At 64.8% G+C, this 12,712-nt stretch carries 11 protein-coding genes; all 11 read left to right on the top strand.

Annotation, left to right across the window (positions count from 1 at the left end):
- Positions 1-128 precede the first annotated feature (128 nt).
- The 11 genes from ACCQ00_RS16560 (at position 129) to ACCQ00_RS16510 (ending at position 12,378) form a co-directional block, all read left to right on the top strand.
- Complete coding sequence (locus ACCQ00_RS16560; protein ID WP_372353989.1) at positions 129-1,187, top strand: pilus assembly protein PilM; 1,059 nt, start codon at positions 129-131, stop codon at positions 1,185-1,187.
- Positions 1,187-1,969 (top strand): PilN domain-containing protein, encoded by a 783-nt coding sequence (locus ACCQ00_RS16555; RefSeq protein ID WP_017156874.1) that lies wholly within the window; start codon positions 1,187-1,189, stop codon positions 1,967-1,969. The genes ACCQ00_RS16560 and ACCQ00_RS16555 overlap by 1 nt, the downstream gene beginning before the upstream one ends.
- A complete protein-coding gene (locus ACCQ00_RS16550) occupies positions 1,966-2,631 on the top strand; it encodes a type IV pilus inner membrane component PilO (protein WP_039572047.1) in 666 nt (221 codons plus the stop codon). Before ACCQ00_RS16555 ends, ACCQ00_RS16550 begins: the two co-directional genes overlap by 4 nt.
- The gene (locus tag ACCQ00_RS16545) at positions 2,628-3,161 is read left to right on the top strand and encodes a pilus assembly protein PilP (RefSeq protein ID WP_007974439.1); all 534 of its coding nucleotides are present in this window, start codon (positions 2,628-2,630) and stop codon (positions 3,159-3,161) included. Before ACCQ00_RS16550 ends, ACCQ00_RS16545 begins: the two co-directional genes overlap by 4 nt.
- A 19-nt stretch (positions 3,162-3,180) precedes the next feature.
- Positions 3,181-5,091 carry a type IV pilus secretin PilQ gene (locus ACCQ00_RS16540; RefSeq protein ID WP_372353988.1) on the top strand — a complete coding sequence of 637 codons (1,911 nt, stop codon included), beginning with the start codon at positions 3,181-3,183 and terminating at the stop codon, positions 5,089-5,091.
- A 257-nt stretch (positions 5,092-5,348) separates the two neighbouring features.
- The gene (locus ACCQ00_RS16535) at positions 5,349-6,368 is read left to right on the top strand and encodes an AAA family ATPase (protein WP_372353987.1); all 1,020 of its coding nucleotides are present in this window, start codon (positions 5,349-5,351) and stop codon (positions 6,366-6,368) included.
- A gap of 20 nt (positions 6,369-6,388) precedes the next feature.
- Entirely contained in the window at positions 6,389-7,351 is a 963-nt protein-coding gene (locus ACCQ00_RS16530) for a DUF58 domain-containing protein (protein ID WP_039572054.1), read from the top strand.
- A 2-nt stretch (positions 7,352-7,353) separates the two neighbouring features.
- Positions 7,354-7,815, top strand: coding sequence for a DUF4381 domain-containing protein (locus ACCQ00_RS16525; RefSeq protein ID WP_039572057.1), 462 nt, complete (start codon positions 7,354-7,356; stop codon positions 7,813-7,815).
- The gene (locus ACCQ00_RS16520) at positions 7,812-8,828 is read left to right on the top strand and encodes a vWA domain-containing protein (protein ID WP_039572060.1); all 1,017 of its coding nucleotides are present in this window, start codon (positions 7,812-7,814) and stop codon (positions 8,826-8,828) included. Before ACCQ00_RS16525 ends, ACCQ00_RS16520 begins: the two co-directional genes overlap by 4 nt.
- Complete coding sequence (locus ACCQ00_RS16515; protein WP_039572065.1) at positions 8,816-10,633, top strand: VWA domain-containing protein; 1,818 nt, start codon at positions 8,816-8,818, stop codon at positions 10,631-10,633. Before ACCQ00_RS16520 ends, ACCQ00_RS16515 begins: the two co-directional genes overlap by 13 nt.
- A complete protein-coding gene (locus tag ACCQ00_RS16510) occupies positions 10,630-12,378 on the top strand; it encodes a BatD family protein (RefSeq protein ID WP_372353986.1) in 1,749 nt (582 codons plus the stop codon). The genes ACCQ00_RS16515 and ACCQ00_RS16510 overlap by 4 nt, the downstream gene beginning before the upstream one ends.
- The last annotated feature ends 334 nt before the right edge of the window (positions 12,379-12,712 follow it).

The following is a 12,712-nucleotide window of genomic DNA, read 5'->3' as shown; positions in this document are numbered from 1 at the left end:
AGAAGACAGCACTGGGGTCGCGTCGCCGGGTCATTGCCTAGCGCGTGAAGGGCTTGTCAACTGTTAAAATTTGATTATTAATACGAGGGCGCACATGCGTCCAAGTGCCCGTCGGCAGGGGAGTTACCGTGGGGCTTTTACCCAAGAGTCAGTCGCCACTGATTGGTGTCGACATTAGTTCTACTGCCGTGAAGCTCTTGCAGCTATCGCGCAGCGGGAACCGTTTTTGCGTGGAACATTACGCGGTGGAACCATTGCCGCCGAATGCGGTCGTGGAAAAGAACATCGTCGAAGTGGAGGCGGTGGGCGAAGCCATTCGCCGCGCCATCAACCGTTCCGGCAGCAAGGCCAAGAACGCGGCAGCTGCTGTAGCCGGGTCGGCGGTGATCACCAAGTTGATCCCGATGCCGGCCGATCTGGACGATAGCGACCTGGAAGCCCAGGTCGAACTGGAAGCCACCAATTACATTCCGTATCCGATCGAGGAAGTAAATCTCGATTTCGAGGTGCTGGGCCCGATGCCCAACAGCCCGGACATGGTGCAGGTGCTGCTGGCCGCCTCGCGTTCGGAGAACGTGGAACTGCGCCAGTCGGCGCTGGAACTCGGTGGCTTGACCGCCAAGGTGATGGACGTGGAGGCCTTTGCGGTCGAAAACGCCTTCGCACTGGTTGCCAGCGAATTGCCGGTGGCCGCCGATGCGGTGGTGGCGCTGGTGGATATCGGCGCGACCATGACCACACTGAGCGTGCTGCGCTCCGGCCGCAGTCTGTATAGCCGCGAGCAGGTGTTCGGCGGCAAGCAGCTCACCGACGAAGTGATGCGCCGTTACGGGCTGACCTATGAAGAGGCTGGCCTTGCCAAGCGTCAGGGCGGCCTGCCGGAAAGCTACGAGGTCGAGGTGCTGGAGCCGTTCAAGGAAGCCACGGTGCAGCAGATCAGCCGTCTGCTGCAGTTCTTCTATGCGGGCAGTGAATTTAACCGCGTCGATTGCATCGTGCTGGCCGGCGGTTGCGCTGCGCTGGCGCGCCTGCCGGAGATGGTGGAAGAGCAACTGGGCGTGACCACGGTCGTTGCAAATCCGCTTGCCCAGATGACGCTTGGCCCGAAAGTCCAGGCCCATGCGCTGGCGCTGGATGCGCCTGCTTTGATGATCGCCACCGGCCTGGCCCTGAGGAGCTTCGACTGATGGCAAGAATCAATCTATTGCCCTGGCGCGCGGAGCGCCGAAAGGCCCGCGAGCGCGAGTTCTATTCGATGCTGGGCTTCGCCGCATTGGGCGGCGTGCTGTTGTCGGCGCTGATCTGGTTCTATTACGACGCGCAGATCAGCGGCCAGACCGAGCGCAATGCGTTTCTGACCACCGAGATCGACAAGGTCAAGGCGCAGAACGAAGAGATCAAGGAACTCGACAAGAAGAAGGACCGCCTGCTTGCCCGCAAGAAGGTGATCGAGGAACTGCAAGCCAACCGCTCGCAGATGGTGCACCTGTTCGATTCGCTGGTACGCACCATTCCCGATGGCGTGGCGCTGACCAACATCAAGCAGGATGGCGACATCCTCACGCTGGAAGGTCGCTCGCAATCGAATGCGCGGGTCAGTGCGTACATGCGCAACCTGGAAAGCTCGGGCTGGATGACCAATCCGGACCTGTCGATCATCGAGGCCAAGAGTCAGGACAAGGCCGGTCAACCTGCCGCGTCGTCGATGGACACCAAGACGCTGCCATACGTGTTCACGCTCAAGGTCAAGCTGGCCAATCCGAACGAGGCTGACAAGAACGGCACCGCGCCGGGCGCAGTGGACCCGGCTGCGCCGGGCACCGCAGCACCGGGTGCTGCACCTGCCGGCGCAACGCCCGCTGCTCCGGCAGCGGCGCCGGCGCCCGCAACGCCGCCGGCCGCTGCTCCTGCACCGACGCAGGCAGCACCGGCGCCAGCCAATCGGCCGCAGGAGGGGGCGGCGTCATGAGTAAGAAATCATTCAAGCTCAGCGATCTGGATTTCAACAACATCGGCGGTTGGCCGCAGCAGGCACGTATCGTGTTCTGCGTGATGGTCGGCTTGTTCATCATGGTGCTGGCCTGGTTCCTGTTGATCAGCAGCAAGCGCGATGAACTGGAAAGCCTGGAAAGCACCGAATCCCAGCTGCGCACCGAGTTCGAGACCCAACAGGGCCGCGCGGTGAACCTGGAGCCGCTCAAGCAGCAGCTCGCGCAGATGGAGCAGGTGCTGCAGCAGATGCTGCGTCAGCTTCCCAGCAAGACCGAGATGCCGGATTTGATCATCGACATCTCGCAGACCGCGTTGTCCAGCGGCCTGTCCAACGAGCTGTTCCAGCCCGGTCCGGAATCGCCGAAGGAGTTTTACGCCGAGAAGCCGATCGCTCTGCGCATGGTGGGCAGCTACCACCAGTTCGGTGCCTTCGTCAGCGGTGTGGCCTCGCTGCCGCGCGTGGTGATCCTGACCATGCACGACATCAACCTCAAGCCCAAGGATCCCAAGGCCGGCATCGGCCCGCGCGGTGCGCTGGAGCTGTCCGGAACGGTCAAGACCTATCGTTATCTGGACGATGAGGAAATGGCCGAGCAGGAAAAGGCTGCGGCCAACGCTGCGAAGAAGGGCGGCCAATGACCATGAAATTGCTCAAGATTCTGTCCTGTGTGGCGTTAATTGCAGTATTGCCGGCGTGCACGCGCGGTGTGACCAGCACACCGGGCGATGCGCCGAATCTGGAAGCCTGGGTTGCCGAGGTGCGCGCGCGTCCTGCGCCGCCGCTGGAGCCATTGCCGGTGATGCAGCAGTTCGAGACCTTCGAATATGCAGCGCAGGCGATGCGCGACCCGTTCAGCGATGCCTGGGTCAGCGCGGAAGGTGGCAACGGCACACGCCCGGATCCGAACCGGCGCAAGGAACCGTTGGAAGCCTTTCCGCTCGACGCCCTCGACATGGTGGGGACCATTGGCGGCGGTTCGGGCCTGATCGCGTTGGTGATGGCGCCTGACAAGGTGACCTACCGGGTGCGGCCGGGTGTGTATCTGGGACAGAGCGATGGCCGGGTGACCGGGGTCTACGAAGACCGCATCGAGCTGATTGAACTTGTGCCGGACGGTGCGGGTGGATGGCTTGAACGGCCGGCCGCACTCGCATTGGATGATCAATAAAGTGATAGGGGATAGCACGATGACGTTTTCCAATGCCCAGCGGCTGCGTCCGGTACGACGCCACGCGATCTTCCAGGCCTGCGCGTTGGGGTTCGCGCTGGCGCTGGCGAGCGGCAGCGCGTTCGCCGCCGCGGCGCTGACTCAGCCCGCGCAGGATCCGGCCAAGGTCGCTCCGGCGAGCCTGGCGGTGTCCAAAATCGATTTCAAGCGCGGCGAAGACGGCGCTGGCCGTCTGATCCTGCAGTTCGACGGCCAGGGCGCTAGCCCGGACCTGCGGACGCAGGGCGACAACGTGCTGGTGGACATCAGCAATGCCAAGCTGCCTGCCGAGCTGCAACGCCCGCTCAATGTCACCGACTTCGCCACGCCGGTGCAGCGCGTTGAAGTGAAGCCGTCCGGCTCCGGTTCGCAGCTGGTGCTGTCGACCAAGGGTGCCTTCGACTCGCTGGCCTACCAGACCGGCAACGAATACGTGGTGGAAATCACCCCGCGCAAGGGCCAGCCGGCGGTGGGCGGCGTGAGCCCGGCGGCGGTCACGCAGGCTGCCGCGCAGATCGCCGCGCGCGGCTATAGCGGTCGCCCGGTGACGTTCAACTTCCAGGACGTGCCGGTGCGCACGGTGCTGCAGCTGATCGCCGAGGAGTCCAACCTCAATATCGTCGCTTCCGACACCGTGCAGGGCAACGTCACGCTGCGCCTGATGAACGTGCCGTGGGACCAGGCGCTGGACATCGTGCTGCGTGCCAAGGGCCTGGACAAGCGTCGCGATGGCGGCGTGGTGTGGGTCGCCCCGCAACCGGAGCTGGCCAAGTTCGAGCAGGACAAGGAAGACGCCCGCATCGCGATCGAGAACCGCGAGGACTTGATCACCGATTATGTGCAGATCAATTACCACAACGCGTCCGCCATTTTTAAGGCGTTGACCGAGGCCAAAGGAATTGGTGGCGGTGGCGGCGGCGGCGGCGGCGGGCAGGGCGGACAAGGTGGCGGCGCAGGACAGGACAATGGTTTCTTGTCCCCGCGTGGTCGCCTGGTAGCCGACGAGCGCACAAATACTTTGATGATCAGCGATATCCCGAAAAAAGTTGCGCAGATGCGCGAGCTGATTTCGCATATCGATCGCCCGGTGGATCAGGTGCTGATTGAAAGCCGGATTGTGATCGCAACCGATACCTTTGCAAGAGACTTGGGTGCAAGATTTGGTATCGCTGGGCGGCAGCAGTATGGCGGAAATACGGGTGTCATTAGTGGAAGCACCTCTAATAACGTCTCTATTATCAATGACGGGATACATAACGTTCCTGCGGGCCTCAATTTCAATCTTCCAGCGGGTACCTTCACGACAAATACTGCCGGCTCGATTGCCTATACGCTACTTGGCCGTAACTTTGCTCTTGACATGGAGTTGTCTGCCATGCAGGAAGAGGGGCGCGGTGAGGTGGTCTCTAATCCGCGCATTGTGACTGCCAATCAACGTGAAGGCGTCATCAAGCAAGGTCGCGAGATCGGCTATGTCACTATTACCGCAGCAAGCGGTGGCGGGCAGGCCCAGGCAAATGTCCAATTTAAAGAAGTGCTGCTCGAGCTCAAGGTGACCCCGACTATCACCAATGACAACCGCGTTTTCTTGAACATGAACGTCAAGAAGGACGAAGTTGCGCGGTTCATTGTTCTCGACGGCTACGGGACCGTTCCGGAAATCAATCGGCGCGAAGTCAATACCGCAGTGCTTGTTGGCGATGGTGAAACGGTGGTGATCGGTGGGGTATACGAATTCAATGACCGCGAGAGTATTTCCAAAGTCCCGTTCCTGGGTGACATACCCTTCCTCGGGAATTTGTTCAAGAAGCGCGGTCGCAGTAAGGAAAAGGCAGAACTGCTGGTCTTTGTAACGCCAAAGGTGCTGCGTGTCGCAAGTGCGACTCCTTGAGCAATGATCGAATCGGAAGGGCCGCGGAAGCGGCCCTTTCCTTTTGCTACATCCAGATTGAGTAATCAGTCACTCCCCGCATCATTTCGGCGCTAGTGCTTACGAGCCCGAGCGCAGTGACGGGCGGGATCTGGGACTTGTAGAGTCCGAAAGTTCCAGCGTTCGCCCGTCGACAAGCGTCAAGTTTTGCATCGTTCACTGAACATTCCAACGCTGCCAAGTGAACCAATCGCGTTCGAATCGGTCACACTGGACCTATGAACGCACCGCCACTGCTCCCCCCCGAAGCCGTTGCCGCGCCCGCCGAGGACCGGCTGCACCGTCAATTCACCTCGCTGCGCGAGTCGCTTGCGCAGCGCATCGTTGGCCAGGCAGCGCTCGTGGAGCGACTGCTGATCGCCTTGCTGGCCGATGGCCATCTGCTGGTCGAGGGCGCGCCGGGGTTGGCCAAGACCACCGCCATCCGTGCGCTGGTCTCGCGGCTGGAAGCGGATTTTGCGCGGGTGCAGTTCACCCCGGACCTGCTGCCCGCCGATCTGACCGGTACCGAAATCTGGCGGCCGCAGGACAGCCGATTCGAGTTCATGCCCGGGCCGATCTTCCACCCGATCCTGCTGGCCGACGAAATCAACCGCGCACCGGCCAAGGTGCAATCCGCGCTGCTGGAGGCGATGGGCGAGCGGCAGGTGACGGTCGGCCGGCATACCTATGCGCTGCCGCAGTTGTTCCTGGTGATGGCCACGCAGAACCCGATCGAGCAGGAGGGCACGTTCCCGCTGCCCGAAGCACAGTTGGATCGCTTCCTGATGCATGTGCGCATCGGCTATCCCCAGGCCGACGCCGAGGCGGAAATCCTGCGCCTGGCACGCGAGGCCGCCCGCGATACGCTGGAAAAGCACGAGACCGCGCCCGACAAGATTCCGTTGGAAGATGTCTTCGCCGCGCGCCGTGTGGTGCTTGACGTGCATTTGGCGCCGCAGCTGGAACGCTATCTGATCGAGATCGTGCTGGCCTCGCGCGATGCCAAACGTTACGACCCGATATTGGCGCGGCGGATCCCCTGGGGCGCCAGCCCGCGTGGTTCGATCGCACTGGAACGGTGCGCACGCGCACGTGCATGGTTGGCCGGGCGCGACTACGTGACGCCGGACGATATCCGCGCCATCGCCCCGGATGTATTGCGGCATCGCGTGCTGCCCAGCTACGAGGCCACCGCCGAGGGTTGGGACGGCGAACGCCTGGTCGCTGCATTGCTAGAAAAGATTCCGCTGCCCTGATCGGGCAGCGTCGCCGAGGTATGCCGCACTCTCGCCAGACGCCGATGTCTTCGATGCCGTTCTCGTCCCCTGCAACCGCCTCCTCGCCCGTCGCTGGCGATGGGGTGCGGCCAATGCTTGCAGAATTGATTGCGCTGCGCGGTACCGCAATCCATCGCGGTCAACCGGGACGTGGCCGGCACGGGGTGGTGGGGCCGGTGCCGGCCGCCACGCGCGGGCGCGGCATGGAATATGCCGAGTCGCGTGAGTACGTGGCCGGCGATGACGCGCGGCATATCGATTGGCGCGTCACTGCGCGAACCGGACGGGCGCACACCAAGTTGTTCCAGGCAGAGCGCGAGCGCTTGAGCCTGATCGTGGCCGATACCTCGCCTGCGCTCTTTTTTGGTACGCGCGTACGCTACAAATCGGTGCAGGCCGCACGCGCCGGCGCGGTTGCCGCATGGCTGGCGCAGCGCCAGGGCGATCGAATCGCAGCCTTGCGCGGCACCGCGAGCGAGGCGCCGATTGCGCCGCGGTCCGGTCAGCGTGGTGTACTGCCGGTGTTGGATGCCCTGGCGCGTTGGTATGCCCAACCGCCGTCCGGCGATGCGGGACTGGAGGTGGCGCTGGATCACGCGGCGCGCCTGTTACGTCCCGGCGCGCGCCTGACCGTGCTGGCCGATGCGCGTAGTGCCAGCCGGATTTCTGCCACGCGCTGGTCGGGCTTGGCGCTGCATCACGAGGTGGTGGTGATCGTGCTGGTCGATCCGCTGGAACTGGCGCCGCCGGTACGTCCAGTCACCTTCGACGTGCGTGGCGAGCGCATCGCGATCGATCTGTCCACCCAGGCCGGGCGTGCGCGCTGGCAGGCCGAATTTGTCGCGCCGCTGGAGCACTTGGGCGCGCTCTTGCAGGCACGCGGCGTGCGCTTGCATCGCCTGTCCACCGACGATGCCAGCGATGCCTGGCTGGGCGGCAGCCCTGCCGCCCGGAGTCGCTGACGGTGTCCCCGCAGTCGCTGCCGCTGCGTGATGTGCACCTGCCGCCGTCGCCGTCGTGGTGGCCGCTGGCGCCGGGCTGGTGGCTGGTGATCGCGATGGTCGTGCTGGTGGTGGGGAGTGCATTTTTTTGGTGGTGGCGCCGGCGACAGCGCCAGCGTCGCTGGCTGGCTGCTTTCGATGCGGAACTCGCGCACGCCACGACGCCGGCGCAGCGCTTGGCGGCCGTGTCGGTCCTGCTGCGACGTGCCGCGCGTCGCGTCGATCCGCAGGCCGACCGCTTGCAGGGCGATGCGTGGTTGCAGTTTCTGGATGGGCGCAAGCGCAAGGACCAGGTGTTCTCGCAGGGGCCGGGCCGGGCTGTGTTGGAAGGCGGCTTCCAGCGCGCACCCGCAGTCAGCGATCTGCCCGCGGTAGAAGCGTTGGCGCGGCAGCGCTTTGTGACGCTGATGCGAGGCCGGCGATGAACTGGTTGCAGTGGTCGCAATGGCAGGATGCGTTGGCGCACTGCGCCTGGCCGTGGGCGTGGTGGTTGATGCCCTTGCCGTTGCTGATGTGGTTCTGGCCGCAACGCCGCGCCGATGCGGCTGCACTCCGCGTGCCGTACGCAGAGCAGTTGCAGGCGGTGGCGCAGGCAAAAAGCGCGCCGGTGCTGCGGATGCCGCGTTGGCTGGCGTGGCTGGCGTGGTTTTTGTTGTGCGCCGCGCTGGCACGTCCGCAGCAACTGGGCGAGGTGATTCAACCGCCACGCGAGGCGCGCCAGATGATGCTGGCGGTGGATCTTTCGGGCAGCATGAGCGAGCCCGACATGGTGCTCGGCGGCAAGGTGGTGGACCGGCTTACCGCGGCCAAGGCCGTGCTGTCGGACTTTCTGGATCGGCGCGACGGCGACCGCGTCGGTCTGCTGGTGTTCGGCCAACGTGCGTATGCGCTGACCCCGTTGACCGCAGATCTGACCTCCGTGCGCGATCAGTTGAGCGACAGCGTGGTGGGCCTGGCCGGGCGCGAAACCGCGATTGGCGATGCGATCGCCTTGTCGGTCAAGCGCCTGCGCGAACAGAAGCAGGGCCAGCGTGTGGTGGTGTTGCTCACCGATGGCGTCAACACCGCTGGCGTGCTCAATCCCTTGAAGGCCGCCGAACTGGCCAAGGCCGAAGGCGTACGCGTGCACACCATTGCGTTCGGCGGCAGTGGTGGCTATTCCTTGTTCGGGGTACCGATTCCGGCCGGCGGCAACGACGACATCGACGAAGACGGGCTGCGCAAGATTGCCCAGCAGACCGGCGGACGCTTCTTCCGCGCCCGCGATACCGAGGAACTTGCCGGCATCTATGCCGAGCTGGATCGGCTGGAGCCGGTCAAGGGACTGGGGCCCTCGGTGCAGCCGCGCGTCGAGCGTTACTACTGGCCATTGGGCGCGGCAATCGTCATTGCCCTGGTGGCCTATGCGCTGCCGCGGAGGTGGCAATGGACGCGCTGACCGAGCTGGCGGGGTGGCTGCAGTCGCTACATCTGTTGCGCCCGATGCTGTTGTGCGCGCTGCTGGCGATCTTACCGGCGGCAGCGCTGTGGCAATGGCGTCGCCGCGACGCCGACGTCTGGCGGCAAAGTGTGGATGCCCATCTGCTGCCGAAGCTGTTGGCCTCCGGCGGTCGGCGCGGATGGCTGGGATTCGTGCTGGCTGCGCTGACCTATGCGTTGGCCGTGATTGCGATGAGCGGGCCGAGTTGGCGGCAGACCGAGCGTCCGGTGTTTCAGTCGAGCATGCCGCTGGTGGTGGTGCTGGATCTGTCGTCCAGTGCCAACGCCACCGACCTGCCGCCGTCGCGCCTGCTGCAGGCGCGCGCCAAGCTGGCGACGCTGCTGCGCAAACGTGCCGGTGGCGAGGTGGCATTGCTGGTCTATGCAGGCGAGAGTTTCACGGTTGCACCATTGACCGAAGACAGCGCCAACGTGGCCTTGTTTCTGGATGCGCTGTCGCCGTCGGTCATGCCGGTCGATGGCAAGCGTGCGGACCGGGCGATCGATGCGGCCGCGCAGCTGTTTCAGCAGGCCGGCTTCAAGCAAGGCGAGATCCTGCTTGTCAGCGATAGCGCAGATAGCTCCGCCGAAAGTTCGGCACGGGTGGCACGTTCGCGCGGTTTCAACGTCTCTGCGCTTGGCGTGGGCGGCGAGCGCGGTGCGGCGTATCGCATGGCCAGCGGTGAAATTGCCCAGGCCAAGCTCGACGAAGGCAGTCTGCGCAGCCTGGCCGCGCAGGGCGGCGGGCGGTATGCGCGCATTGCTCCGGACGATGCGGATCTGCGGGTGTTGGGCGTGCTCGATCCATCGCAACAGCCGTTGGCAGATGAAACCGCCGAGTCCGATGGCGGCAAGAGCTGGCTCGACGAAGGCTATTGGCTGGTGCTGCCAGTGATGCTGCTGTCCCTGCTGGCGTTTCGCCGCCGCGCGGTGGTGGCCGTGCTGGCGATGGTGTGTGTGCTGCCGCTGGCGCAGCCCGCGCACGCGGCCGATGGCACCTTGTGGCAGCGTGCCGATCAGGTGCAACAACAGCGCCTGGATGCCGGCGTGCAGGCGTATCGCAGGGGCGATTTTGCGTCGGCGCAGAAGGCCTTTGAGGCGGTGCCCACCGATGAGGGGCTGTACAACCTCGGCAACGCGCTGGCGCGACAAGGCCAGTACGACGCGGCGATCGCGGCCTACGACCGTGCGCTCAAGCAACATCCCAATCAGCAGGATGCCATCGCCAATCGCGCGGCGGTCGACGCGGCGCGCAAGCGTCAGCAGCAGAACAACAAGGATGGCAAGGGTCAGTCCAAGGAACAGAAGCCATCCGGTCAGGATGGAAAGGGGCAACAGCAGGCCGGCCAGAACCAGCAGGACAAGCAATCCGGCCAGGATGGGCAGAACCAGCAGGACAGCAAGAGCCAGCCCTCCGAGGCGCAGCCGCCACAGGACAGTCGTTCGCAAGACGCGCAGTCCAAGAACGGGCAGGGCGAGCAACGCAAGCAAGACACGCCGCCGCAATCTGCCGATGCCAAGGCGCAGCAGCAGGCCGATGAGGCACAGCGTCGCAAGATGCAGCAGGCCATGGCGCAGGCAGGCGACAAGCAGGCCGATGGCAGCGACAAGCAGGAGGCCGCCGTCGCCGGTGAGACGCCGGAACAACGCGAGCAACGTCAGGCGGTGGACGCGTGGCTGCGGCGGGTACCGGACGATCCGGGCAGTCTGCTGCGTACCAAATTCAGGCTGGAATACGAACGCAGGCAACGGGACGGACGATGATCGGCAGACAGCACTTACGTCGTGCGGCAATCGGCATGCTGGCCAGCGTGGCACTGTTGGCGTGCGCGCCGGTGGGTTCGGTCACGCGCGCGTGGCTGGATCGCGACAGCGTCAATGCCGGCGATGTGGCGATGTTGAATATCGAAACCGACCAACGCGGCGTCGACCCGGATTACACGCCGTTGCGCACCGACTTCGTGCTGGGCGCCAAGAGCGCCAATCAGCAGATGCAGGTGGCCAGTGGATCGGTGACGGTGCGCGCCCTGTTCGGCGTGGTGCTGACGCCGCGCAAGAGCGGCGAACTGATCGTACCGGCGATCCGCGTGGGCAATGAACGCACCGAACCGCTGCGCCTGCAGGTGGTTGGGGCGGCAAACGATCCCGCAAGCAGTCCCGGCAACGCTGCCGGCGCGCCGAGTGCGGCGCAGGGCAATGAGGAAGCGTTCGTCCAAACCCAGGTGGACGACGCGCAGCCCTACGTGCAGCAAAGCGTGGGCGTGGTGGTGCGGTTGTACTTCGCCACCCAGCTGGCATCGGGCGAGTTGGATCTTGAGGCCCCCGACGGGGCATCGATGCAGCGCGTCGGCGACGACGTCAGCTCGGTCAAGGTCGTCAATGGACGCCAATACAACGTGGTGGAGCGGCGCTACCTGCTGGTGCCCGAGCGCAGCGGTCGCCTGCTGCTGCCGCCGGCACGTTTCAATGGGCGTTCGGTGGGCGGGTTTTTCGACGATTATTTCGGACGCGGCAACGGTGAGCTGAGTGCGCGCAGTGCAAGCATTCCGCTGCAGGTGCGCGCGCAACCGGCCAATGCGCCGCAGCCGTGGCTGCCGTTGCGCAGCCTGCAGTTGCGCTACACGACCACGCCACAGCGAGCGAGAGCCGGTGAGGCGGTCCAATTCGTGGTGGAAGCCAGTGCGCGCGGCGCGACCCAGGCGCAGTTTCCCGAATTGCCGACGCCAAGCGTGCCCGATGCGCAGGTATTTGCCGAGCCGCCGCAATTCGAGGAGCGCTTCGTGGACGGCTCGCCGCAACTGCGACTGACCCGGCGCTATTCGATCGTGCCTAACCGTGCCGGTCCGTTGGTGGTGCCCGGGCTGCAGATGGCATGGTGGGATGTCGGGGCAGGCGCAGCCAAGACCGCGTCACTGCCCGATCTGACGCTCGATGTGGCGGCAGGTAGCGGTGCGTTTGCGACACCTGCGCCGACACCGGCGCCGAATCCGACACCCGATCAATCGGCACCGACACCGGATCGCACGCTCAACCTGCAAGCACCATCGCCCGCGCGACCGCCGTGGGCATGGATCGCGGCGGCGATCGGATTTGCGCTGTTGTGGATCGCCACGCTGGTGTGGGCGTTAGCGCGTCGGCGCGGTGTTCCGCGCGGTGCATCAGGCGGCAATGAGGGCAACGGCAGCAGTGTGCCAGCCGAGGGTAGGCGTGCGACCCACGGCGTGGCCGAGCTGCGCCGCGCGCTCGACACCGGCGGCATGGACGATGTGGCGGCGGTGCTCTGCGGCATGGCCGGCGTTGCCGATATCGATGCAGTCATGGCGGCATTGGCAGACCCGGCGCAGCGTGCAGCCGTGGCGCGCATGCAGCGCGCACGCTGGGGCGGCGATGGCGATGTGACCGGCGCACGCGCCGCCTTGCGCGAAGCGTTCGCCAAGGGGCCGCGGTGGCACCATGCAAGCGCAGCCGAACCGGAGGTGCTGGCGCCGCTGTATCCGCCTACGCCTTAATTGAGAGTTGTGTGGGTACCGGCCTGGAACGACTGACATAGTGGTTGCGCAGTTGCCGCGCGGCCGCAGCCGGTGTGACGAGGGGCCTGTAACAACGGTACTTCGATTCCGCGTGTGAGATCTGCACTCGGTTAAGTGGCTCGTTAGATGTCGTTGGCCGTTCACTTGCTCCGAGCGGCGACACTGCCTTGCCGCGCTGATATCGCATTGATTTTGATTGCGCGTGATCTGCCACTGTGCAGAAAAGTGCGAAGCGCGATAGCGCTGCGGCCACCCTTGCCGGCCACGCTGCAAGTACATCCTTGTAAGCGCCTCGGCGGCATTCATGCCGCCA

The organism is Xanthomonas sp. NCPPB 3761, from assembly GCF_041475705.2.
Classification (GTDB): domain Bacteria; phylum Pseudomonadota; class Gammaproteobacteria; order Xanthomonadales; family Xanthomonadaceae; genus Xanthomonas; species Xanthomonas phaseoli.
Note: the sequence above shows the minus strand (reverse complement) of the source record. Positions and strands in the feature narration are given on the sequence as shown.